Origin of the sequence: Collinsella sp. LCP19S3_B11 (genome assembly GCF_052121915.1) — a bacterium.
Taxonomy (GTDB): Bacteria; Actinomycetota; Coriobacteriia; order Coriobacteriales; family Coriobacteriaceae; genus Collinsella.
The window spans coordinates 1-23783 of sequence record NZ_JBQKDI010000002.1; the positions used below are offsets into that span (position 1 = coordinate 1).

Genomic DNA, 23783 nt, shown 5'->3' on the forward strand with positions numbered 1-23783 from the left:
CCAACCGGGGATGTGCCGAAGGGGGGGCCGGGGGATGGGCCGTGGGGGCTGATATTTTGGGCCGGGGCTTTTTTGCCTCCCCCTTTATGTGGGGGTAGTCAAAAAAGCCCCGTCCCAAATTAGCTGCTCCGGCCTCGTCGGTGGGGGAGGGTCTGCTCCGCTATAATCGCCTAGGACATTAAATGGAAACGGGACGGGAGCCATACATGCGCCAGGGTTTCGACAACGCGAAGTATATCGAGCTGCAGGCTGCTCACATTAAGGAGCGCATCTCGCAGTTTGGCGGCAAGCTGTATTTGGAGTTTGGCGGCAAGCTGTTCGATGACTATCATGCGAGCCGCGTGCTGCCGGGTTTTGAACCGGACAGCAAGTTCCGCATGCTCAAGAGCATTGCCGACGACGTCGAGGTCATCATCGCAATCAATGCGAACCATATCGAGAAGAACAAGGCCCGTGGCGACTTGGGCATTACCTATGACGAGGACGTCCTGCGTCTGGTCGATCTGTTCCGCGGGAACGGATTTGCCGTTGCCGCCGTGGTCATCACGCAGTATGCCGGTCAGCCCGCTGCCGACGTCTTCCGCAATCGTCTAAACGCGCTCGGCATTCCCGCCAAGCTGCACTATCCCATCGAGGGCTATCCGCACGATGTTGACCTGATCGTTTCTGATGAAGGCTACGGCAAGAACGAGTTTGTCGAGACCACGCGTCCGCTCGTTGTCGTGACGGCGCCCGGCCCTGGCTCGGGTAAGCTCGCCACCTGCCTGTCGCAGCTGTATCACGAGCACAAGCATGGCACCGCTGCCGGCTATGCCAAGTTCGAGACCTTCCCGGTCTGGAATCTCCCCCTCACGCATCCGGTGAACATTGCCTATGAGGCTGCCACGGCAGACCTCGATGACGCCAACATCATCGACTCGTTCCACCTTGAGGCATATAACAAGACCACGGTCAACTACAACCGAGACGTTGAGGCGTTCCCGGTTGTTCGCGCCCTGATGGAAAAGATCTTGGGCGAGAGCCCCTATCAGAGCCCTACGGACATGGGCGTCAATATGGTCGGTTTTGCCATTACCGATGACGATGCATGCCGAGATGCCTCCAAGATGGAGATCGTGCGCCGCTATTTTGCCGCGGTTGAAAGCGTGCGCCGTACTGGCGTGGGCGATGAGCAGGTCGACCGTCTCAAACTCATTATGAAAAAAGCCGGCATCGACAAGAACTATTCGCCGGCACGCTCGGCTGCTCTCACCAGGGAGCAACTGACGGGCGGTCCCGTGGGTGCCATGGTGATGCCGGACGGTTCGGTAGTGACCGGAAAGACCTCAACGCGTCTGGGTGCCGCGAGCTCGCTCATCATGAACGCGCTTAAGCATGTTTCGGGCGTCGATCTTGAGCTCGAGGTCATCAGCGATGAGGCGATTGAGCCTATCAGCAAGCTCAAGACGCATTTCCTTGGCAGCAAAAACCCGCGTCTCCACACCGACGAGACGCTCATGGCGCTCTCTATCACCTCGGCCACGAGCGAGACGGCTACTCGTGTTCTTTCGGGTCTTGAGCAGCTGCGCGGCTGCGACGCCTTCTTTAGCGTGATTATCTCGCCTACGGACGAGACGGTGCTGCGCAAGCTGGGCATTAACGTGTGCTGTGAGCCCAAGTTTGAGCGCCGCGGTTTCTTCCATCGCTAAGATTGAGATGAGACGCCGCATCGGAGTGCGCACCCGATGCGGCGCTTAGGGGGTTTTAGGGCTATATTTGCCGAAATTTAGGCCGTTTACCTGCCCAAAAGCGATTTGCGCGGTATACAATTACCTCAGTGGATACATCCTTTGCGGGGCTACCCATGATGGATGTTACCGGCCATCGAGGGATGCGCCGGTCATGCGCGGTGCTTTTGATGCTCGTGCTCGGTTTGAGGAGGCTGCCATGGCGGGCAAGGGTCGTGCGAGTGTCAACGATATGAAGCGTGTCGAGGTGCTGGTGCTGATGGAGATTGCTCGGCAATCTAAGGGAAACGGTGTGCCGTACGGTTTCTCGCGCAAGACACTCTCCGAGTGCGTAGGGGTTTCGCCGTATCGTGCCCGCGCTGCAATCGACCGTTTGGATTCTGATGGCCTTATCGAGGTCGTTTCTCGTTATAACGATGATGGCGGCCAGCTTGCAAACGGCATATGCCTGACCGGGCGAGGCGAGTGGTACCTTAAGGGTGTTCGTGCCGGCATGCTTGTTCAAGATATGTTGAAGGATGAGACTGCCGATCGGTAACAACACGGCAGTTTCGACGAGCCTGCACCGCCCAAAGCTACTTGGGCGGTGTTTTGTTTCGAGATGGAGAAATGCGGGCATGCGGGTGAAAAATAGCGAGCGGCTTGCTTTTCGAGTATTACAATGAAGACCCGTAAGATGTGAATGGAAAACTTCTACGGGAAGCGCAGGTAATTCAATATGACCAAGCATGTGTTTGTAACCGGCGGCGTAGTTTCGTCCTTGGGTAAGGGCATCACCGCGGCCTCGTTGGGCCGTCTGCTCAAGTCACGCGGCTACAAGGTGACGATGCAGAAGGCCGACCCGTATCTGAACGTCGACCCCGGCACCATGAGCCCGTTTCAGCATGGTGAGGTCTTCGTGACCGAGGATGGCTACGAGTCCGACCTGGACCTGGGCCATTATGAGCGCTTTATTGACGAGAATCTTACCCGTGATTCCAACTTTACGACCGGCGCTATCTACAAGAGCCTGATTGCCCGCGAGCGTCGCGGTGACTTTTTAGGCGGCACCGTTCAGGTGATTCCGCACGTCACCAACGCCATTAAGGATAAATTCCGCCGCATCGAGGAGCAGACCGGTTCCGACGTGGTCATCACCGAGCTGGGCGGCACGATTGGCGATATCGAGTCGCAGCCGTTCGTGGAGGCCATCCGCCAGTACCGTAAAGAGGCCGGTCCCGAGAACGTCTGCTACATCCACGTGTCGCTCGTCCCCTATATCGCCGCCGCGCACGAGGTCAAGACCAAGCCCACGCAGCATTCGGTCAAGGAGCTTCGCAGCTTTGGCATTCAGCCCGACATCATTGTGCTGCGTTCTGATCACCATATCGACGATGCCATCCGTGGCAAGATCGCAAGCTTCTGCGACGTCGATACCGACTGCGTCTTTACCAACGAAGATTGCGCGAGTATTTACGACGTGCCGCAGCTGCTCGCCGAGCAGGACTTTGACCTGCGCATTTGCGAGCGCCTGGGCTTGGACCCGCGCGAGCGCGACATGAGCGAGTGGAACGAGTTCCTGCGCAAACAGAATCATGCCAACCACCATGCCGACAAGGTCAAGATCGCCGTTGTGGGCAAGTATACCCAGCTCCCCGATGCCTACCTGTCGGTCATCGAGGCCCTGCATCATGCAGGCGTTTTCTATGATCGTCATGTGGACGTGCAGCTGGTCGACGGCGAGAGCCTCGACGAGCAGAACGTCTACGAGGTGCTGGGCGACGCATCGGGCATTTTGGTGCCCGGCGGCTTTGGCAAGCGTGCCCTGGAGGGCAAGATTCTTGCTGCCGAGTTTGCTCGCGAGCATAAGATTCCGTATCTGGGCATTTGTCTGGGCATGCAGGTCGCCGTGTGCGAGTTTGCCCGCAACGTGGTCGGCCTTGCCGGCGCTAGCTCCTCCGAGTTCGATCCGGACGGTCCGTTTAGCGTAATTGACCTGATGAGCTCGCAGGAGGACGTGACCGAGAAGGGCGGCACCATGCGCCTGGGCGCCTATCCGTGCAAGCTCGCCGCCGATACCCTTGCGCGCGAGGCCTATGGCGAGGAGCTTGTCTATGAGCGCCACCGTCATCGCTTTGAGTTCAACAATGCCTTCCGCGACCAGCTCGAGGACGCGGGTTTGGTTATCTCGGGTCTTTCGCCTGACGAGCGTCTGGTCGAGATGGTCGAGCTGCCGCGTGACGTGCATCCGTGGTATGTGGCCACCCAGGCCCACCCCGAGTTTAAGAGCCGTCCGACCAAGCCGCAGCCTCTGTTCCGCGAGTTCGTGCGCGCCTCGATTGGCCAGCACGAGGGTGTCGATCGCCTGCAGGTGACGCCCATGAACCTCGCGACGGACTAAGGGTGCCAGCGAACGAAAGACATACCGAAGATACTCCCTCGTTGCTCGATACGGTGACGGGGGAGTATCTTGATTACCTTGCGGTCGAGCGAGGCTTGGCGCGCAATACGATCGCGGCATATCGTCGTGACTTGACGACTTACTGTTCCTACCTGGAGCGGGCCGGTGTTGAGTCCTTTGAAGGCGTGAACCGTCAGATAATAGAGGGTTTTGTCGGTGATCGGCGCGACGGGGGCTACTCCGATGCCTCGGTGGAGCGTGCAGTTGCGGCCGTGAAAGGTTTGCATGCCTTTTTGGTTCGCGATGGGATCGTCGCCCAAAACCCGACGGCTGCACTGCGCCTGCCCAAAAAGGCGGAGCGCCTTCCGGAGTATCTCTCGGTAGGGGATGTCTCGGCGCTCCTCGACCAAGATTTCCCGGAAGGGGAGATGGGTTTGCGGGACCATGCCATTTTGGAAGTGCTCTATGGATGTGGCCTGCGCGTGAGCGAGTTGGTGGGGCTCGATGTGGGCGACGTCCATTTTGACGACGGCTTTGTGCTGGTGCGCGGCAAGGGCTCGAAGGAGCGGCTTGCCCCACTCGTGGGAAGTGCCGCACGGGCTATGGCTCAATATATTGCTGATGGGCGTCGGCGCCTGGCCGCTCATGCCCGCGGGTCAAAGACGCCGGCAGTCTTTTTAAATAAGAACGGTGGTCGCCTGTCGCGTCAGAGTGTTCACGTCATATGCGAGCGATACGGGCGTCAGGTGGGACTGGTGGGGCTTCATCCCCATACCTTGCGTCACTCCTTTGCGACCCATATGCTTGCGGGCGGTGCCGACCTGCGCGTGCTACAGGAGATTTTGGGACATGCCGACATTTCGACCACACAGGTCTACACGCATGTCGACCGCACGCAGCTGACCGAGGTCTACCTGGCGGCTCATCCGTTGGCGCATCGCTAGCGACTCTTTGACCTGCATATTTACAACTAATGGGGGACGGACCCCAGGTTGTCGTGACGCGGTTTTGTGCGCGTATCGGCAATCTGGGGTCCGCCCCATCTTTTGTCTTGCGCCGATGCGCCGGTGGGTCGCGCGTGACGTTGGTGGGGAAGTTTGGGGGGCGATGTGAACGGCGCGTAAAGGGACACAAAATTCGCCTCAAGGTCAACTTGAAGGTTGAGGTTGAAAGCCGGGCTGCTACAGATGGCATCCCGGCTTTGCTGTAAACACAACATATTGTGTTTTCGAACATATGAACGAGGGTGTTTTACAGCATATAGAGGGTGGAGTGGTGGGGTGTTGTGGGGGAAGGTGTGGGGAAAGATGTTGAAAAATGGGGCAGTTCCCCATATTATTAATGACGTCGACAGGCGGGGTGGTTCCCCGCGTACGTGCCATCTGAGTAACCGAGGGGAGGGCGCACATGGGAATGACGGGTGCATACGAGCGCAATCTCGATGCAAAAGGTCGTCTGTCCCTGCCTGCACCCCTTCGCGAGGAGCTTGGAGAGCATGTTCGCGTGTTCAAAGCCCTGGATGTCGATGCTCTGTACGTGTTCTCTGCCGAGGCCTTCGATAAGTGGGTCGAAGGACTCTTCGCGGGTCGTGAGGGCCACGAGGGTTTTAACCCGCGTGACATCAACGACCAGAAACTCATGAGGGCGATCAACAAGCGCACCACCTCGATGGATGTGGACAGCGCCGGTCGTATCGGTCTTTCTGAGTCTCTCCGCAAGCAGGCGAACCTCGACCGCGAGGTCACGGTTGTGGGCAACTACGACCACCTCGAGGTTTGGGACCGTGCTACGGCCGATGAGGACGATGACGATGAGGCTCTGCTGGACCTCTTCTTCTCGTAAGGGCAAGGCATGAGTAACGGATGGAGCGTGGGATCTTGACACAAGAATATCGGCATGAACCTGTCATGCTCGGCGAAGTGCTTGAGTCGCTGCAGCTAAAGAGCGGATCTGTCGTCTGCGATTGCACCCTTGGCGGTGCCGGTCATTCGGTAAAGATGGCCGCGCAGGTGGGGGAGACGGGTCTTTTGCTTGGCGTCGATCAGGACGACATGGCCCTCGAGGCCGCTGGTGCCCGTCTGGACCGCGAGGTCCCCGGCGTCTCGCATCAGCTGCTGAAGGGCAACTTTGGCGACTTGGACGAGCTGCTTTGCTCGGCCGAGGTGCCCGGGGTCGATGGCTTCCTGTTCGACTTGGGCGTTTCGTCACCGCAACTCGATATCCCTGGCAGGGGCTTTTCGTATAACGAAGATGCCCCATTGGACATGCGGATGGATCCGGGTAACAACACCCTAAACGCAGCTGAGGTCATCAACACCTATAACGAACACGACCTCGCCCGGATTCTACGCGTCTATGGTGAAGAGAAGTTCGCCTCGCAGATCGCACGCGAGATCGTGCGTCGACGCGAGTCCGAACCGATTGAAACCACCGGTCAGTTTGTCGAGATCATCAAGGCTGGCATTCCGGCTGCCGCTCGTCGGCATGGCGGACACCCGGCCAAGAAAAGTTTCCAGGCCATTCGCATCGAGGTCAATCATGAACTCGATGTGCTCGAGAGAGGACTTGACGCCGCCACCAGGTGGCTCAACCCGGGCGGACGCATCTGCGTCATCTCGTATCACTCGCTCGAGGACCGTATCGTAAAGAACCACTTTAAGGAGATGAGCCAGGGGTGCACGTGTCCGCCGGAGATTCCGGTGTGCGTGTGCGGCAACGTGCCGATACTCAAGGTCATCACCCGCAAACCCTTGGTTGCCCAACCCGATGAGGTTGCGCGCAACCCTCGGGCGAGATCAGCCAAAATCCGCGTGGCGGAGCGCTTGTAGCGTTACGCGCGCGATATTGGACCTCCCGCTCGCACCATAAACGAAGCTTAAACACACTACCAACGTACTCGGGATGGGAGGCGGCATATCATGGGCTACAACACCTCAAACGCAGCGCTCGCCTATGATATGAACGCCATGCCCGCCTACCGCGAGGCACCGCAGGCGCCCGCTGCTCCTCGTGAGCAGCGCACACCGCGCTTTGATGTCTACACGGGCGCGGGCCGTCAGGCAAACCAGGCGGTAAGCCCGGTTTTCATGAGCGTTCTTAAAACGTTTTGCATCATTGCGGCTATCTTCATGACGATTGGCGTCGCCCGCGTGGCGCTTGCAAGCGTTACGGCCCAGGTGCTCAACAGCAACGCCGAGCTTACCAACACGCTCGAGAAGGCGACCGATGAGAGCTCTGACCTTGAGGTCATGCACTCTGTTTATGGTGCCGATACACGCATTCGCGATCTTGCGGGCGCTTATGGCATGGTGGAGCCCAGCGAGAGCGTTACGCTTGATTTTTCGCAGGATGCAGCCGCGGGCGCTAGCTCGGCTGCGGCTGTCCAGTAATAAGACGGTAGCTGAGTATGACAAATGATTATCGCCGCGGTCCAGACGGGAGTCGCGGGCAGGGACGTCCCTCTTCGCGGGGACGTTCTGGTTATCAAGGATCGGGTCGGTCATCTTACAACTTGGGGTCGAATCGTGGCAACGACCCAACGTCGCGCCTTCGCGGCTCGGATGACCCTCAAGTACGCAATAGCAGATCGAATAGACGATCTTCGACCGAATGGCTTACGGGGACGCCATTGCCTCGCCGTAATGCCGTCATGGGTTGTATCGGTTTGGGCCTGGCTGCGGGCGCCATTCGCCTTGCCGACTACCAGATCGTAAATGCCGATGAGTTGCGCGGGCGCGCCGATGCTCGACGCCTGCTTGCGGAGACGCTTTACGCCAAACGCGGCACGATCTACGACCGAAACGGCAACGTGCTGACGTCGTCGGTCGAGTGCAGCAATGTCGCCGTGAATCCACAGTTGATCGAGGATGTCGATAAAACGGTATCGGCCTTGGTTAAGGCGACTGGAATCGATAAGAAGACTTGCCGCAAGCTGGTTCAGTCCGATGGCACCTGGGTGTATATCAAGCGCCAGGTGGACGAGGACGATGCCGCGGCATTGAAGAAGAAAAATCTGCCCGGCGTGCTCTTTGAGCAGGCGATGAAGCGGGTGTATCCATACGGCAATCTGGCTTCGCAGGTTCTAGGCGTGGTGAACGTTGACAACGTGGGCCTAACGGGCCTTGAAAAGCAATATGACAAATTGCTGACCGGAACAAACGGCACGCTGGTACGAGAGCGTGCGAGGGACGATAGCTATATTGCGGGTGGCGCCTATAAAAAAGTCGCCGCCATCGATGGCGTTGACATCGTGACGACGCTGGATGTCAATATCCAGCGTGCAGCAGAGGACGCTCTGGCGGAGGCGGTCGAGAAGACCAAAGCCAAGAACGGTTCGGCTTTGGTGACAGACCCTACTACCGGCGAGATTCTGGCCGCCTGTTCGTATCCGACCTACGACCCGACCAATCTGGAGAACGCCAAGACCGAGGATATGAACTTGCGCTTGGTCACCGATGCGTATGAACCCGGTTCGGTCTTTAAGACGCTCGTTGCAGGTGCGGGTTTCGACTTGGGCGTCGTGCGCTCGAGTACGTCGTTTGAGGTGCCGGCGAGCATTAAGGTCGGCGACGATACCGTCACCGATGCCGATAAGCGTGACTACGCCATGACCATGGATGTGCGCGAGATGATGCGCCGCTCATCCAATGTTGGCTTTGTATTGGTCGGGCATAAGATCGGCGCGGACGATTTTGCCGCGTACGTGGACAAATGGGGCGTTGGACACAGTTCGGGCATCGATTTTCCCGGCGAGAGCCTTGGCATTGTCAAGGAGCGTGACCAGTATGACGGTGCCACGTTGGGCTCGATGAGTTTTGGCCAAGCGCTGTCTGTCTCGCCGATCGAGATTGCGCGCGCCGTGGGTGGCATTGCCAACGACGGCGTGATGATGACGCCGCACTTTTATAAATCCAGCAAAGGCGAGGAGAAGGACTGGGGCGAGGGCGAGCAGGCGATTTCTGAGGACGCCGCCGCCCAGGTGATATCGTGCATGCAGACGGTCGTTTCCGAGGGCACGGGTGTCGGGGGCGCCGTCGACGGTTACGACGTGGCGGGTAAGACCGGTACGGCCGAGCGCGCCGATGAAAAAGGCGGCTACCTCAAAGCGAGCTATATGTCGTCCTTTATGGGGTTTGCCCCGGCGCAAGCACCCAAGGTTTTGTGCTATATCACGCTCGACGGAACGCCGAGCGGTTCGGATGCTGCTGCCGTGCCGTTCCAGGTCATTATGGCTAACGCGCTCGATGTGTTGGGTATCCCACGCACCAAGTAGGGGGTTACAATCCTGAAAAGGGCTGTCGATTAATCTGGAGGGTGTTCACATGCCCTGCACCACGCATGCGCGGCGCTGGGATACAATACGCCGATAGCATTATTAGGTTTACAGGGGAGCTGCAATGATAGAGATCGCCGTCAACAACCTCGCGGCCGCAACAGGGGCCCGAACCGTGACGGGAGAAGCCGATCGGGTATGCCATGGGTGCGTTATCGACTCGCGCCAGGTTGAGGAAGGCACGATTTTTGTTGCCTTTCCGGGTGAAAAAGTCGACGGCAACGACTTTGCTTCCCGCGCCATCGAATCGGGCGCCGGCGCTGTTGTGATGACGCGCGAGCCCAACGCCGAGCTTGTATCGCTGGCTCAGCGTAAGGGCTGCGCCATCCTACACACCGATGATCCCGAGGAATTTTTGCTGCGCCTGGCACATGCCTATCGCACGCAGCTTGGCTGCCTAGTGGTTGGTATTACCGGCTCTATCGGTAAGACGACGACCAAGGATGTCCTTGCGGCAGTGCTTGCCAAGCGCTATCGCGTTTGGGCCACCAAGGGTAATTTTAACAATCTGATCGGTATGCCGCTCACGGTTTTGGCCGCTCCTGCCGACACCGAGGTGCTGGTTCTCGAGATGGGTATGAACCATTTTCACGAGATCGAGCGCCTTTCTCGGTCCGCCAATCCCAACCTTGCCATCGTGACCAAGATCGGCACCTCTCATATTGGAATCCTGGGAAGTCGCGAGAATATCGCCCGCGCTAAGTCCGAGATTGTTGGGGGCATGTGTGCCGCCGACGACCTTCTCCCGTTGCTGGTTTTGGGCGGCGAAGACGACTTCACCCCATTCATTCGTGAGACGTTTGCCGAGCCCGCGGGTATCGACGTGATGCTGGCGGGTGTTTCGGATGTTGATGAGGTTTGCGCCCGCGGCATTCACATTGATGATGAGGGCCGCCCGGTCTTTACGCTTGACTTTGGTATGGGTGAGTCCGTTGACACCATGCTCGCCATTCCCGGCGTCCAGTCCGTTCCCAATGCCGTTAAGGCCGCCGCAGTTGCCTATCGTTTGGGTGTGACCCCCGAGCAGATCGATGCTGCCTTTAGGGGTATCGCGATTACCGGTCATCGTCAGGAGATCAAACACGCCAAGAGCGGTGCCCGCATTATCGACGACTCGTATAACGCCAGCGCCGAATCCATGGCTGCTGGCCTTGACCTGCTGTGCTCGCTTTCGTGTTCTGGCTCTCGAATGGCGATTCTGGGCGAGATGGGCGAAATGGGCGACGAGGCCCCCCGCATGCATGAGCTGGTGGGCGCCTATGCCGCGGCTAAGAAGCTCGATATGCTGGCGTGCGTGGGCGGTGAGCTGGCCGCTCGTATGGCCGAAGCCGCGCGCATGATGGGCATGGACGAGGACCGCATCCAGGTGTTCTCCGATTATCAGCAGGTGCTCGACCGTATGGCCGGCGCACTTGAGAAACATGACGTTGTGCTGGTCAAGGGCTCTCGCTTTGTCGAGCTCGACCGCTTTGTGGAAGGTGTGTGCTAGCCCATGTTCGGGAACCCCGCGTATCCTACATACCAGGCCTTTTTGGGACTTGGCCTCGCCGCCGCCATTGCGCTGCTGCTCATGCCGTGGTGGATCAAGCTTCTTAAGGTCGAGGGTATCGGCCAGCAGGTCCGCGCCGATGGACCCAAACGCCACCTGATTAAGCAGGGCACGCCCACCATGGGCGGCGTTGTCATTCTCGTAGCCGTTTCGCTGACGTGCCTTTTGATGGGCAAGCTCACCACCGAGCTTGTGCTCGTGCTGCTTGCCACGCTTGCAACCGGCGTTCTGGGCCTTATCGACGATTTGACCTCTGTCACGCACGGTCGTTCGCTCGGCCTGACGCCCCACGCCAAGATGATCGGTCTCACCATTATCTGCGTCACGTTTACCGTACTTGCCGTCAGCTGGTGCGGCGTTGCCCCCGAGATTCGTTTTCCTGGCGGTCTGACGATTGACCTCGGTATCTTCTCGACCACCATTGGTGGCCTTACCTTTCCGTGGCTCTACATCGTCTTTTGCTGGCTGATGATCGCCGGTCTTTCTAATGCCGTGAACCTGACCGATGGCCTGGACGGCCTTGCCGGTGGCACCTCCATGATTGCCATGCTTGCCATGGCTGCCATGGCGTTTTTGCACGGTGACGTAAACCTGTCTATCTTCTGTACCGCATGTGCTGGTGCTTGCCTGGGCTTCCTTTGGTTCAACTGCTATCCGGCGAGCATCTTTATGGGTGATACCGGCTCTCTTGCCTTGGGTGCGGCCTTTGCCTGCACGTCCATTATGACCAACACCGAGGTCGTCTCGCTCATCATCGGCGGCCTGTTTATCGTCGAGACCCTGTCGGTCATGATTCAGGTCGTCTACTTCCACTTTACGCATAAGCGCGTCTTCCTTATGGCGCCCATTCATCATCATTTCGAGAAGAAGGGATGGGCCGAGACTAAGGTCGTCATCCGTTTTTGGATTGTCGCTGCCGCTTTTGGCGCTCTGGGCCTTGCCCTGTTTTTTCAGTTGGGATAGTGGTTTTTCATGCCTCTTGCAGATTCCTTTAGCCTGCTCGTCTTGGGCCAGGGTAAGTCCGGTCTAGATGTCGCTCGCTGGGCGCTTGCGCACCCCGAGCGCGTGAGTACCGTTACCGTGTACGGCGGCGGCACGTCCGAGCCCAATGATGCCACGCGCTCGCTCGAGGCGCGCGGGGTATCGTTTGTCTACGGAACCGAGCAGGTCGAGGGCGCGTTTGATGTATGCGTGACGTGTCCGGGCATCTCGGAGTTCTCGGCATTCTTTAAGGCTGGCCGCGATCACGCTGCCCAGATCATGGGTGAGCCCGAGTTTGCCTACCGCCTGTCTCCCAAAAATTGGATCGCCATTACGGGCACCAACGGCAAGACAACCACCACGTCGCTGACCGACTACCTGCTTAAGGCAGCGGGCGAGGCGAGCGTTGCTGTCGGTAATATCGGTGAGCCTCCGGTGAACGAAATCGACGACCGCGCGCATAACGAGTGGTTTGTAGCTGAGCTTTCGAGCTATCAGATCGCAACGACCCAGGAACTCCACCCCCGTGTGGCGGTGCTGCTCAACATCACCCCCGACCATCTGGGCTGGCACAAGAGCCATAAGAACTATGCGCTCGCCAAGATTAAGCTCTTCGAGAATATGGTCGATGATGACCTTGTGGTTATCGACGTCGAGGATGCCGGTATCCATGAATTCGATGAGTATGTCTACACGCCGGGTCGTCGCATCTGCAAGGTCGCCTTTGACGAGCCTGCGGGCGAGGACGCCGCATTTGTGCGCGATGGCAAGATGGTCATTCGCCTGAAGGGCGTCGAGACCCCGCTCATCGCCACGTCCGAGCTCAAAATCTCCGGACATCACAATGTCATCAATGCCCTGTGCGCTGCCACGGCTGCCCTGGCTGTCGGCGCCGATGTCGACGGTGTGTGTCGCGGCCTGGCCTCGTTCCAGCCGCTGGAGCACCGCGTTGAGCCCTGTGGCGAGATCGATGGCGTGCGCTACGTCAACGATTCCAAGGCAACGAACACCGATGCGGTCGAAAAGGCCCTGACGGCGTTTCCCGACGACGACGTTATCTTGCTGCTCGGTGGTCACGATAAGGGCACGCCACTCGAGTCCTTCGCCCGCGTTGTCATGGACAACGTGCGATCGGTCGTCTGCTTTGGCGATGCGCGCGAGCGCTTTACCGCCGCTATGGACGAGGCCGATGTCGATGGTGACGTTGATATCGCTCAGGCTGACGACCTGCGCGACGCCGTCGACGTTGCCCGTTCGCTGTCGAGCCGAGGCGACGTGATTCTGCTTTCTCCTGCCTGTTCTTCGTTCGATGAGTTCTCGGGCTACGAGGAGCGCGGCCGCGTGTTTAAGGACTACGTGGCCCAGCTTGCCGCCGCAGCGAAATCGCAAATGGAATAGGGGCCGCCGGTGAGAGAGGAGAGCCCCCGACAAGGTATGAGGAGGCCCGACTCGGACCGTGCTTCCTCGCAGCGCAGTACGCCGCGTTCCGGTCGCGGCGGGCAGACGCTCAGCGAACGCTATATTGCCGGCGTCCCCGCCCGCATCATGCGCCCTCGTTTGATATTCATGGCGTGCCTGTTTACTTTAGTGTGCTTTGGTCTGCTGATGGTGTACTCGGCGTCATCGGTCGAGGCATTGCACGAGAACGGCTCGGCGACGTTTTTCCTGGTTCGACAGGCTACCTTTGCCGGGGTTGGCGTGCTTGCCATGGTTGCGATCGTTCGCGTCTTGCCGGACAGCTGGTTTGGGGAAGATGTACTTAGGGTCTTCCTTATCGGCATGATTCTCTTGCTGTTTGCGGTATTTCTTGTCGGCAGTGGCAGCCGTGGCGCCACGCGCTGGCTCAACATCGCCGGTATTCAGTTCCAGCCGTCTGAGTTTTTAAAGCCGCTTGCCATCGCGTATTCGGCCATCATACTCGACCGTTTCTTTTCGCCCGGTGGCAACATCAACGAGTTCCTTCGTAAGATGGTCGTCTACTTGGGCATTTCGCTCTTTTTGATCTTTATCCAGCCCGATTATGGCACCGTCTTGATCATCTCGCTGACCCTCATGTGTATGGCGTTATTTGCGGGCCTAGACCCCAAGTTTATCATCGGCGTGATCATTCTCGTCATTGTCATGAGTGTGTTTGCGCTTGTTGCAGAGCCGTACCGCATGGTGCGTGTTCAGGTTGCCCTGAACCCTTGGGCCGACGAGTATGGCGATGGCTATCAGGCAACGCTTGCCATCATGGCGTTTGCTTCGGGCGGCTTGTTCGGCCGCGGCATCGGTAACTCCACCATGAAGTATTCGTATCTGCCCGAGGCACACAACGACTATATTCTGGCCATTATCGGCGAGGAGGTCGGTTTTGTCGGGACCGCGCTGCTCTTCCTGGTCTTTGCGATGCTGATTTACTCAGCGTTTCGCATTGCCGAACAGGCTGCGGACCGTCGCGGAGCGCTCATGGCATCGGGTTCCGCAGTCATTCTCGCGGTACAGTTTTTGATCAATGCGCTGGGCATCCTCAACGTGTTTCCCATGACGGGTAAGCCGCTGCCATTTATCAGCTACGGCGGTTCGTCGATTATCGTATCGCTTATGCTTGCGGGGCTGATCTTGCGCGTCTCGCACGAGAGCGCCCGTCGTGATGAGTACGACCGTCGCCGCGAGAGCTTTGCCGTTATGGACGAGAGCACCGCCGGCGTGCCCCATGTGCGCGGCGATCGCCCTTCGCGCAACGGTTTTACCGTCTTGGATGGCTCTGCGTCCGAGCCGGCGGCTCGTACGCGCCCGCGAACGGCTCCGCAGGGGCGTCCCCAACGCCCGAACCCCCGAAGCTCGGGCGGCGGATATAATCGAATCAATTTGAATTCGGACCCGTCGGCGCGTCTGCGCACCGACGATCAGGGACCGCGCGTACGAAGGGATTTTCATGACCGATAAGATGACCGTTGCTATCGCAGCCGGCGGCACGGCGGGACATATCAACCCTGCGCTTGCCTTGGCTGAGGAGTTGCGCGACCGCGGACATCATGTTGTGTTCGTGGGCCAGTCGCACAAGCTCGAGGGTCGTTTGGTTCCCGAGGCCGGGTTCGATTTTGTACCTATCACGGTCACGGGCTTCGACCGTTCCCGTCCTTGGACCGCGCTGAGCTCGCTGTGGCGCGTCAATAAGGCCAAGCGCTCGCTCGCCAGCCATTTCTCAAAGGTTGGCAAGCCCGATGCTGCCATCGGTTTTGGTGCCTACGTCGAGGTCCCGCTGCTGGGCTGGTGCAAGGATACGGGCGTTCCGTATCTGCTGCACGAGCAGAACTCTGTTCCGGGCCTGGCCAATAAGATGATGAGCTCCCATGCCGCCCGCGTGTGTATCTCGGTGCCGGCTGCGCGCTCTGTCTTTGAGCGCGAGGGCGACCCCGAGCATGTGCTCATGACCGGTAATCCGGTGCGCCGCTCGGTCATTGAGGGCGATCGCGCCCGCGGCCGCGAGGCACTTGGCGTGCCCGAGGATGCGACGCTTCTGCTCGTCTTTGGCGGTTCGCTCGGTGCCCAGCATCTCAACGAGCGCGTAGCCTCGCTCAAAAGTGAGCTGCTGACCCGCGAGAATCTCTACATTTTGCATTCGACGGGAGCCGACGGCTTTGAGGACACCGAGCGTGCTTTGGCGCTGACGTCCGATGAGATGAAGCGCTATCGCGTCCAGCCCTACATTGACAACATGGGCGACATGCTAGCTGCAGCTGACCTGGTGCTCTCGCGCTCCGGCGCCTCGAGCGTGGCCGAGATTGCCGCCCTCGCCGTGCCTTCGGTGCTCGTGCCGTATCCGCATGCCACGGCCGACCACCAGACGACCAATGCGCGTTATCTGGTCGATGCCGGCGCCGGCGTGCTTTGTGCCGATGCCGATATCGATGCTCCGGCGTTTGCCGAGGAGCTGCTGCATCTGGTCGATGACGCCGCAGCGCGCGATGCCATGCGTCAGGCGGCGCGCGGGTTGGCTCAGGACCGCGCCGCCGCACTTTTGGCCGATGCGGTAGAGGGTTTGCGTTAGTTAGACGGGATATCGAGCTTGCGCTCGCGCGGATGAGGTAGGTGCGGTACAGTTAACGGGTTACAGGCAGTGTTTACGCAAGGAGTACACGAGCACATGGCTGATTCCCAGACTGCAACCTCCGCGCCCGAGTTCAAGAGCGCCCACTTTATCGGTATCGGTGGCGCCGGCATGAGCGGCATCGCTCTCGTTTTGCACGAGCGTGGCTATGCCGTTACCGGTTCCGACCTTAAGACCTCGCGCTACATTCGTCAGCTTACCCGTGCTGGCGTGAAGGTTCATGTGGGCCACGAGGCCGCCACGATCGATGAGGTCAAGCCCGACGTGGTCGTGGTCTCTACCGCTATTCCTGAGTCCAACCCCGAGCTTGTGCGTGCTCGCGAGCTCGGTATTCCTGTGTGGCCCCGCGCCAAGATGCTCTCGGCTCTGGGCCACGGCTACACCACCATCGCTGTTGCCGGTACGCACGGCAAGACCACGACGTCCTCGATGTGTGCCACTATGCTCGACCGCATGGGTCTGGATCCCAGCTTTTTGATCGGCGGTATCGTCGAGGGTTACGATACCAACGGAAAGAACGGCTCGGGTGACTACTTTGTCGCCGAGGCCGATGAGTCCGACAGCTCGTTCCTGTTCCTGAACCCCAACGTGGTCATCGTGACCAACGTCGAGGCCGACCATCTCGACCACTACTCGGGCATCGAGGAGATCGAGGCCACCTTTGCCAAGTTTATGGGCCTGGTTGGAGAGAGCGGTACCGTCATCGTTTGCGGTGAGGACCCGCATCTGGTCGAACTCGCCAAGTCGACGGGTCGCCACGTGCTTTCCTATGGCTTTGCCGAAACCAACGACGTCGTCTGCGTGCATCCGGATGTCAAGGGCATTCAGAGCGACTTTATCGTTCGCTTTGAGGATGGGACCGAGCATGCTGTCGAGATCAAGAGCAACCCCGGTCGCCACAACATGCTCAACGCCACGGCAGTGCTAACCGTTGCCCATGTCCTGGGTCTCGACGTCGATGCCGCAGCCGAGGCGCTTTCGAGCTTTGAGGGCGTCCGCCGCCGCTTTACCCATGTGGGCGATATTGACGGCATCACCGTGGTCGATGACTACGGCCATCACCCCACCGAGATCAAGGCGACGCTTGCCGCCGCCTCGTCGCTGGGCTATAAGCATGTTGACGTCGTGTTCCAGCCGCACCGCTATTCGCGTTTGCAGGCGCTGTGCGATGACTTTGCCGATGCCTTCGCCAATGCCGATAAGCTGCTGCTCATCGATGTGTTCTCTGCCGGCGAGATGCCGATTCCGGGCGTAACCTCCAAGATGCTCGCTGATACTGTGCGCGCCAAGCACCCTGGCAAGGAGGTCGTGTACTGCTCCAGCCGTCTCGAGCTCAATCGTGAGCTCGAGAAGATGGTAGGTGAGGGCGATCTGCTGCTTACTATGGGCGCCGGCGACGTTACGACCGTTGGCCCTGAGTTCATCGAGTATCTGACTGCCAAGAAAGACGCTTAGCCCCTATGGGTCTGTTTAACGCCGTCATGGCGCTTTCGGGCATGATCGACACGGATGTAGTCGAGGATGAACGCCTTGCGCGTCATACGAGTTATCGTATCGGCGGCAAGGCCGACCTCTTCGTGACGTGCCATAGCTATCATGCCCTTCGTCGTGCCGTGGCAGTGCTCGACCGTGAGCAGGTGCCGTGGGTCATTATCGGCAAGGGATCTAATCTGCTCGTTGCCGATGCGGGCTATCGCGGCGCCGTCATTTCGCTGGGGCGTGAGTTTCAGCGCACCGTTGTTGCCGAGGACGGTTGCACGCTGACCGTTGGCGCGGGCGTTATGTTCGCACGTCTGGTCAACGATGCCCTGTCGCGCGGGCTTTCGGGCCTTGAGTTTGCGGTTGGCATCCCCGGCTCGGTCGGCGGCGCCGTATCTATGAACGCCGGTACGCGTACCGAGTGGATAGGTTCGCTTGTCGAGGATGTGGTCACGTTTGACCCGGCATCCGGCATTAAGCATTATGCGGGGTCCGAGATTGCCTGGGGCTACCGTGAGTGCAGCCTGCCGCGTAACGAGATTATTCTCGAGTGCGTGCTTAAGCTCAAGCCTGCGCCTAAGGCCGACATTCGCGAGCGTATGGAGCGGTACCTGACGAGGCGCAAACGCACGCAGCCCATGGGTCGCGCTTCTTGCGGGTCGGTCTTTCGCAATCCACCCGACGCGAGCGTTGGCAAGCTGATTGAGGATTGTGGATTAAAGGGTTTTTCGGTTGGCGGTGCGGAAGTTTCGCCCGTACACGCTAATTTTATCGTTAATAACGGTACCGCCTCGGCCGATGATGTGGCCGCGGTTATCAGGCATGTGCACGGAAAGGTGAGGGAGGCGTATGGCATCGAGCTCAGACCGGAAGTCAAATTCCTCGGCTTCTAGAGCATCGAAACCCACCTTCCGCCGCGCCGGAGGGCGTTCCGGCGCACCCGTCCAGCCTCAACGCAAGCCCCCTGTGTCCCCCAAGCCCGCTGGATCCGTACGGTCCGCCAAACGTCCGGTCGTCGGCTCGCAACTTGGTGGACGCACTGCCGCAAAAAAGACGGTTCACCCGGCTCCGCGCCCCTCGGTGACGTCTAAGTCGGCGATGGGTGCCAAGCCCTCTCGCCCCATAGTGACGCCCAAGCCCTCGCTGGGGGCTAAAGCGACGCATCCCGGTCGTACGTTGGGCGCTGCCAAGCCGCGCTCGTTGACGTCGGTGCCCGCCACTAAGGCACCTGCGACCAATAAGGGTATCAATCCGCTGTCGTCGCTTGGCGCCATGGCGAGTAAGACGTCCGAGGCCGCCTCTGCCGTTAAGGGCAAGGGCAAAATCGTGGGCGGAATCTTGGCGGCTGTGGCCGTGCTTGCCGTTGTTGCCATCGTCGTTATCAATTCCGGCCTGTTTGCCGCTACCGATATTCAGATCGAGGGCAGCGAGCATGTGACCAAGCACGATGCCATGCAGCTGATCAGTCTGCCCGAGAACACATCGCTCTTCAACGTAAATCCCGACCAGATTACCGAAGATCTCAAGCAGAACCCGTGGGTTTCGGGCGTGGACGTTCAACGGCAGTTTCCCCACACGCTCGTCATTACGCCGACGGAGCGCAAGGTCACCGCGATCGCTTATATAAGTTCCGACGATCTTGCCTGGGCCATCGGCGACGATGACACCTGGATCGCACCGCTTTCGACCTCTGTGGAGGTGGACGACCAGGGAAATGTCGTCACTTCGGGTGAGGGCGCCAACACATTGAGCGGTATCGATGCTGCGTTGGCGCTGGCCAAGCACTACGGGGCCGTGCTGCTTACCGATGTCTCGGCTGATGTCGAGCCGGTCTCGGGGCGGGCTGTTTCTTCCAAGGCCGTTAAAGCGGGCCTGGATTACGTGCGTGGTTTTTCCGGCGAATTCTTGGCGCAGATCAAGGATATTTCTATACCTTCGGTCGAGGCCATCTCGGCGAATCTTGATAATGGCGTTGAGGTCTCGCTGGGCGATTCTGATGATATCGCCAAGAAGGAACGCGTCGTGACCAAGCTTCTGTCGCAGGTAGAGGGCGTAACCTACATTAACGTTCGGTCTCCCGGCAACTATACGTTTAGAAACGCACCGACCGCTTAGCGTCGGTGCGTGGCTTTGTTGAGGGGCCATACCACGCCGTTTATCTGGTTTGTTTGGTTTTCACGGTCAATTATTTGACTGATACGTTCATAATGTGCAAACATAATACGGTTTACCTTTGCATTTACTTTCAACCTGAAGGTTAATGTGCGCAGGGGTCAACCCATGCTATGGCTATAACCTTTGTTCGGAGGACCGACATGCACGAGACAGAGATCAACAACTACCTTGCCGTCATTAAGGTGGTCGGCGTCGGCGGCGGCGGTACCAACGCGGTCAATCGAATGATCGAAGAGGGCATTCGTGGCGTCGAGTTTGTTGCCATCAACACCGATGCTCAGGCGCTCGCGATCTCTGATGCCGATATCAAGGTCCACATCGGTACCGACCTTACCCGCGGCCTGGGCGCTGGCGCCAACCCCGAGGTTGGTCGCAAGGCTGCCGATGAGTCCCGCGATGACATCGCCGAGGCACTCGCTGGCGCCGACATGGTGTTCATCACCTGCGGTGAGGGCGGTGGCACCGGCACCGGCGCCGCTCCCATCGTTGCCGATATCGCGATGAACGAGGTCGGTGCGCTGACCGTCGCCGTCGTGACCAAGCCCTTCACCTTCGAGGGCCGCAAGCGTAAGAAGAGCGCCGAAGAGGGCATTAAGACCCTTTCCGATTGCGTCGACACCATGATCGTTATCCCTAACGACAAGCTGCTCGACATCGCCGAGAAGAAGACCACCATGCTCGAGGCCTTCGCGATTGCCGATGGCGTCCTTTCCCAGGGCACCCAGGGTATCACCGACCTCATCACCGTCCCGGGCATCATCAACCTGGACTTCGCTGATGTTAAGACCATCATGAAGCAGGCCGGCACCGCCATGATGGGTATCGGTACTTCTTCTGGGGACACCCGTGCCGTCGACGCCGCCCAGCAGGCTATTTCCAGCCCGCTGCTCGAGAGCTCTATCGATGGTGCTACGCGCGTCCTGCTCTCCATCGCAGGCTCCAAGGATCTGGGCATCCAGGAGATCAGCGACGCTGCCGACGTTGTCGCCAACGCCGTCGATCCCGAGGCCAACATCATCTTCGGTACCGTTGTCGACGAGTCCCTGGGCGATCAGGTGCGCATCACCGTTATCGCTACGGGCTTCTCCGACTCTAATGTCAACCGTCAGGACGAGCTCTTCGCTGCCCAGCAGTCCCAGAGCAAGGCTTCCGTTGTCGAGCCTCAGCGTACCGCTCCCGCTGCAAGCTCGGCTCAGTCTGCCCCGACCCGCAATGTCGGCGGTACGGAGCTTCCCAATTTTGGTAACGACCAGTTTGAGCTTCCCGACTTCCTTAAGCGTGGTAGCTTCTAGTTCGTTTTTCTCAACAACCTGCACGGGGTGTGTCCATTTGGATGCACCCCGTTTTGTTTCTCGTTTGTAAACGAAAGTCTCCAATCTCTTTACGTTCCCCTTACGTTTGGTCCCTACCGCTGCGGGTATCCTTTTGTAGAAGTATGGCAGCCGTATGGCACGGACTGCCGCGGCTTGGCCGCGATACTCGTGTTATTAGGAGGCTTTAGTATGGCAGCACGTGCGGACAACGTTTCGCGTGTCGACCATGATGGAGTTACGTTGGTAGAGGGCGCGACGCACGATGTCCGCTTTGCCTTCACCGAACGCACTGGCGGTGTTTCCGAAGATGCGTACTCCTCACTCAATCTGGGCTCGCATGTTGGCGATGACCCCTTTGCCGTTCAAGAAAATCGTCGCCGCGTACTCGAGGCCATGGGTATTGCCGAGTGCGAGCACAACCTGCTTGTCCCCAATCAGGTACACGGTGACAATGTCGTGACGGTGACCTCGAACGGTGCCGATGATCTCGAGAACATTCGCGAGCAGATTGCCGAGGGCTGCGATGCCCTCGTCTGCACGGCGCATGAGGTGCCCGTGATGCTTTGCTTTGCCGATTGTGTTCCCGTTGTGCTGGTGGCTCCCGGCGGCTTTGCCGTGGTGCATTCTGGCTGGAAGGGCACGATTGCGCGCATTTCCGCCAAGGCGTGCCAAGCGCTCTGCGAGGCGGCTGGCTGCAAGCCAGACGACATCTCTGCCTATATTGGGCCCCATATCCTGGGTGACGAGTACGAGGTGTCCCAAGAACTTATGGACCGCTTTGCCTCCGAGTTCGCGTGCATCGATGCTGCCGCTTCTCGTATGCTCGATCTTTCCGCCGCCATTCGCGAGGCGCTGATGGACGCCGGCGTCGAAGCGAACGGCATTGTGGACACCAAGCTCTCCACCGTTCGTCAGAACGACCGCTTTTATTCCTACCGCAACGAGGGCGGCACCTGTGGGCGCCATGCTGCGATCGGCGTGATGCTATGAGAAAGATCGCATCGGTCCTAAGCGCGGCAGTGCTCACGCTTACGCTGTGTGCCTGCTCCTCGGGATCTTCCACGTCTTCTATCACCGTGGCCGGCTCGACCACCTGCCTTCCCATTGCCGAGATTGCGGCCGAGGGCTTTAAGGAGGAGACCGGCACCGACGTGCTCGTCTCTGGCCTTGGCTCTTCTGCCGGTATCGAGGCCGTCAGCAACGGCACGGCTGACATCGCCAGCTCGTCTCGTGGCCTCAATGCCGACGAGCAGAACCTGGGCCTGACCCCGATTGTAATCGCGCACGACGGCATCGCAGTCATCGTGAACGACGATAATCCGGTCGACAACCTCTCGACCGAGCAGCTTCGCGACATATACGCCGGTAAGATTACCAACTGGAAGGAAGTCGGCGGAGAGGACCTGAAGATTCAGGTTATTAACCGCGATGAGGCGTCCGGTACGCGCGAGGCCTTCCGTACCATCGTGATGGACGGCACGCCGTTCGATCGTCGCTCTGCCGTTCTTTCGGGCACGGGCCAGGTACGCGATGTCGTGTCCCGTTCGCGTGGTGCCATTGGCTACATCTCGCTGGGTTTTGTCGAGAGCCTCAACGCTAAGACTTCGGTTAAGGCTGTTTCGGTCAACCATGTCGAGGCATCCGAGAAGACGGTCGCAAGTGGCGGCTACCCCATCTCGCGCGACCTTTACTTCTTTGTGAAGGGTACGCCTTCGCAGCGTGCACAGGACTACATTGACTATGTGACGTCGGAGAAGATGGACAAGCAGATTCGCGAGGCGGGCTTTATTCCCGTCACCAACGACGGAAAGGGGAGTGAGTAGCATGGAAGCACAGGAAACCCCCCAGATTGAGCGAGAGGCTCAGGCGCCCAAAAAGCGTGAGTTGGCGTTGGTGTCGCGCAGCACCTATCTCAAAGAGAAGGCGCTGCAGTGGATTTTCTTTGCTTGCGCGTTCTTGGCGGTCGTCACCGTCATCCTGATTTTTGTCTTTACCACGTACTCGGCGTTGCCCGTCTTTACCGACATCGGTCTGGCGGACTTCTTTAGCTTTACGTGGGCGCCCTCCGAGGGCCACTACGGCATCATGTCGCTGCTGGCGGGCTCTGGTCTGGTGACGGTCGGTGCGCTCGCCATGGGTGTGCCCCTGGGCGTGGGCACGGCCGTGTATCTGGTCGAGATCGCCGGCAAGCGCGTGCGCAGTCTCATCAGCCCCGCCGTTGACCTGCTGGCGGGTATCCCCTCCATCATCTACGGTTTCTTTGGCATGGTCATCATCCGTCCGTTTATCGCGCAGCTGACCGGCGGTCTTGGCTTTGGTGCGCTGACGGCGTGGTTCGTGCTCGCCATCATGATCGTTCCCACCATCACCACGCTCACCATCGATGCCCTCAATTCCATTCCCATGGGCATTCGCGAGGCATCCTATGCCATGGGTGCCACCAAGTGGCAGACCATCTACAAGGTCGTGCTGCCTGCAGCCAAGTTGGGCATCGTCGATGCGATTGTCTTGGGCATGGGTCGTGCCATCGGTGAGACCATGGCCGTGCTCATGGTCGTTGGCAACGCTCCGGTCATCCCGGACAGCATCTCGAGCCCCATCTCGACGCTCACGAGCCAGATCGCGCTCGACATGAGCTATTCCTCGGGCCTGCACCGCTCGGCTCTGTTTGGCATGGGCGTGGTCCTGTTTATCATTTCCGCCGCATTGGTGGGCATCGTCCGTCTGATTTCCAAGAAGAAGAGGGGGTAGGCT

Annotated in this window: 20 protein-coding genes; all 20 read left to right on the forward strand. The window is 59.1% G+C overall.

Annotation, left to right across the window (positions count from 1 at the left end; translation table 11 throughout):
• The first annotated feature begins 206 nt into the window (after positions 1–206).
• The 20 genes from ACTQV4_RS01595 (at position 207) to pstC (ending at position 23780) form a co-directional block, all read left to right on the forward strand.
• Complete coding sequence (locus ACTQV4_RS01595; protein WP_154515227.1) at positions 207–1688, forward strand: DUF1846 domain-containing protein; 1482 nt, start codon at positions 207–209, stop codon at positions 1686–1688.
• A gap of 193 nt (positions 1689–1881) precedes the next feature.
• Positions 1882–2265, forward strand: coding sequence for a hypothetical protein (locus ACTQV4_RS01600; protein WP_154515229.1), 384 nt, complete (start codon positions 1882–1884; stop codon positions 2263–2265).
• A 180-nt stretch (positions 2266–2445) separates the two neighbouring features.
• Positions 2446–4107 (forward strand): CTP synthase, encoded by a 1662-nt coding sequence (locus ACTQV4_RS01605; protein WP_441540635.1) that lies wholly within the window; start codon positions 2446–2448, stop codon positions 4105–4107.
• A 2-nt stretch (positions 4108–4109) separates the two neighbouring features.
• Positions 4110–5051 (forward strand): site-specific tyrosine recombinase XerD, encoded by a 942-nt coding sequence (gene xerD, locus ACTQV4_RS01610; protein ID WP_441068155.1) that lies wholly within the window; start codon positions 4110–4112, stop codon positions 5049–5051.
• A gap of 463 nt (positions 5052–5514) precedes the next feature.
• The gene (locus tag ACTQV4_RS01615; protein ID WP_035137949.1) at positions 5515–5949 is read left to right on the forward strand and encodes a division/cell wall cluster transcriptional repressor MraZ; all 435 of its coding nucleotides are present in this window, start codon (positions 5515–5517) and stop codon (positions 5947–5949) included.
• Between the two features lie 20 nt (positions 5950–5969).
• The gene (gene rsmH, locus ACTQV4_RS01620) at positions 5970–6935 is read left to right on the forward strand and encodes a 16S rRNA (cytosine(1402)-N(4))-methyltransferase RsmH (RefSeq protein WP_441540636.1); all 966 of its coding nucleotides are present in this window, start codon (positions 5970–5972) and stop codon (positions 6933–6935) included.
• Between the two features lie 90 nt (positions 6936–7025).
• On the forward strand, positions 7026–7496 hold the full coding sequence (locus ACTQV4_RS01625; RefSeq protein WP_427719178.1) for a hypothetical protein: 471 nt from the start codon (positions 7026–7028) through the stop codon (positions 7494–7496).
• 260 nt (positions 7497–7756) lie between these two features.
• Positions 7757–9379: a peptidoglycan D,D-transpeptidase FtsI family protein gene (locus ACTQV4_RS01630; RefSeq protein ID WP_441016675.1), complete on the forward strand. Its 1623-nt coding sequence runs from the start codon at positions 7757–7759 to the stop codon at positions 9377–9379.
• Positions 9380–9503: 124 nt separating this feature from the next.
• Positions 9504–10928, forward strand: coding sequence for a UDP-N-acetylmuramoyl-tripeptide--D-alanyl-D-alanine ligase (locus ACTQV4_RS01635; RefSeq protein ID WP_441540637.1), 1425 nt, complete (start codon positions 9504–9506; stop codon positions 10926–10928).
• Between the two features lie 3 nt (positions 10929–10931).
• Positions 10932–11951: a phospho-N-acetylmuramoyl-pentapeptide-transferase gene (gene mraY, locus ACTQV4_RS01640; protein ID WP_441540638.1), complete on the forward strand. Its 1020-nt coding sequence runs from the start codon at positions 10932–10934 to the stop codon at positions 11949–11951.
• A 9-nt stretch (positions 11952–11960) separates the two neighbouring features.
• Entirely contained in the window at positions 11961–13367 is a 1407-nt protein-coding gene (gene murD, locus ACTQV4_RS01645) for a UDP-N-acetylmuramoyl-L-alanine--D-glutamate ligase (protein WP_441566428.1), read from the forward strand.
• 36 nt (positions 13368–13403) lie between these two features.
• A complete protein-coding gene (gene ftsW / locus ACTQV4_RS01650) occupies positions 13404–14897 on the forward strand; it encodes a putative lipid II flippase FtsW (protein WP_441569145.1) in 1494 nt (497 codons plus the stop codon).
• The gene (gene murG, locus ACTQV4_RS01655; RefSeq protein WP_441559891.1) at positions 14887–16002 is read left to right on the forward strand and encodes an undecaprenyldiphospho-muramoylpentapeptide beta-N-acetylglucosaminyltransferase; all 1116 of its coding nucleotides are present in this window, start codon (positions 14887–14889) and stop codon (positions 16000–16002) included. The genes ftsW and murG overlap by 11 nt, the downstream gene beginning before the upstream one ends.
• 96 nt (positions 16003–16098) lie before the next feature.
• The gene (gene murC / locus ACTQV4_RS01660) at positions 16099–17517 is read left to right on the forward strand and encodes a UDP-N-acetylmuramate--L-alanine ligase (RefSeq protein ID WP_154515246.1); all 1419 of its coding nucleotides are present in this window, start codon (positions 16099–16101) and stop codon (positions 17515–17517) included.
• A 5-nt stretch (positions 17518–17522) separates the two neighbouring features.
• Entirely contained in the window at positions 17523–18434 is a 912-nt protein-coding gene (murB, locus tag ACTQV4_RS01665; protein WP_154515248.1) for a UDP-N-acetylmuramate dehydrogenase, read from the forward strand.
• A gap of 187 nt (positions 18435–18621) precedes the next feature.
• On the forward strand, positions 18622–19656 hold the full coding sequence (locus ACTQV4_RS01670; protein ID WP_441016687.1) for a cell division protein FtsQ/DivIB: 1035 nt from the start codon (positions 18622–18624) through the stop codon (positions 19654–19656).
• 200 nt (positions 19657–19856) lie between these two features.
• Positions 19857–21008, forward strand: coding sequence for a cell division protein FtsZ (ftsZ, locus tag ACTQV4_RS01675; RefSeq protein ID WP_427719199.1), 1152 nt, complete (start codon positions 19857–19859; stop codon positions 21006–21008).
• A gap of 210 nt (positions 21009–21218) precedes the next feature.
• Positions 21219–22019 carry a polyphenol oxidase family protein gene (locus ACTQV4_RS01680; protein ID WP_154515254.1) on the forward strand — a complete coding sequence of 267 codons (801 nt, stop codon included), beginning with the start codon at positions 21219–21221 and terminating at the stop codon, positions 22017–22019.
• A complete protein-coding gene (locus ACTQV4_RS01685) occupies positions 22016–22852 on the forward strand; it encodes a phosphate ABC transporter substrate-binding protein (protein ID WP_154515256.1) in 837 nt (278 codons plus the stop codon). Before ACTQV4_RS01680 ends, ACTQV4_RS01685 begins: the two co-directional genes overlap by 4 nt.
• 1 nt (position 22853) lies before the next feature.
• Positions 22854–23780 (forward strand): phosphate ABC transporter permease subunit PstC, encoded by a 927-nt coding sequence (gene pstC, locus ACTQV4_RS01690; protein WP_427719203.1) that lies wholly within the window; start codon positions 22854–22856, stop codon positions 23778–23780.
• The last annotated feature ends 3 nt before the right edge of the window (positions 23781–23783 follow it).

Coding starts and splice junctions, on each gene's coding strand:
- ACTQV4_RS01595 (WP_154515227.1), top strand. CDS start 207: ATGCGCCAGGGTTTCGACAACGCGAAGTATATCGAGCTGCAGGCTGCT.
- ACTQV4_RS01600 (WP_154515229.1), top strand. CDS start 1,882: ATGCGCGGTGCTTTTGATGCTCGTGCTCGGTTTGAGGAGGCTGCCATG.
- ACTQV4_RS01605 (WP_441540635.1), top strand. CDS start 2,446: ATGACCAAGCATGTGTTTGTAACCGGCGGCGTAGTTTCGTCCTTGGGT.
- ACTQV4_RS01615 (WP_035137949.1), top strand. CDS start 5,515: ATGGGAATGACGGGTGCATACGAGCGCAATCTCGATGCAAAAGGTCGT.
- rsmH (WP_441540636.1), top strand. CDS start 5,970: ATGGAGCGTGGGATCTTGACACAAGAATATCGGCATGAACCTGTCATG.
- ACTQV4_RS01625 (WP_427719178.1), top strand. CDS start 7,026: ATGGGCTACAACACCTCAAACGCAGCGCTCGCCTATGATATGAACGCC.
- ACTQV4_RS01630 (WP_441016675.1), top strand. CDS start 7,757: ATGGGTTGTATCGGTTTGGGCCTGGCTGCGGGCGCCATTCGCCTTGCC.
- ACTQV4_RS01635 (WP_441540637.1), top strand. CDS start 9,504: ATGATAGAGATCGCCGTCAACAACCTCGCGGCCGCAACAGGGGCCCGA.
- mraY (WP_441540638.1), top strand. CDS start 10,932: ATGTTCGGGAACCCCGCGTATCCTACATACCAGGCCTTTTTGGGACTT.
- murD (WP_441566428.1), top strand. CDS start 11,961: ATGCCTCTTGCAGATTCCTTTAGCCTGCTCGTCTTGGGCCAGGGTAAG.
- ftsW (WP_441569145.1), top strand. CDS start 13,404: ATGAGGAGGCCCGACTCGGACCGTGCTTCCTCGCAGCGCAGTACGCCG.
- murG (WP_441559891.1), top strand. CDS start 14,887: ATGACCGATAAGATGACCGTTGCTATCGCAGCCGGCGGCACGGCGGGA.
- murC (WP_154515246.1), top strand. CDS start 16,099: ATGGCTGATTCCCAGACTGCAACCTCCGCGCCCGAGTTCAAGAGCGCC.
- murB (WP_154515248.1), top strand. CDS start 17,523: ATGGGTCTGTTTAACGCCGTCATGGCGCTTTCGGGCATGATCGACACG.
- ftsZ (WP_427719199.1), top strand. CDS start 19,857: ATGCACGAGACAGAGATCAACAACTACCTTGCCGTCATTAAGGTGGTC.
- ACTQV4_RS01680 (WP_154515254.1), top strand. CDS start 21,219: ATGGCAGCACGTGCGGACAACGTTTCGCGTGTCGACCATGATGGAGTT.
- ACTQV4_RS01685 (WP_154515256.1), top strand. CDS start 22,016: ATGAGAAAGATCGCATCGGTCCTAAGCGCGGCAGTGCTCACGCTTACG.
- pstC (WP_427719203.1), top strand. CDS start 22,854: ATGGAAGCACAGGAAACCCCCCAGATTGAGCGAGAGGCTCAGGCGCCC.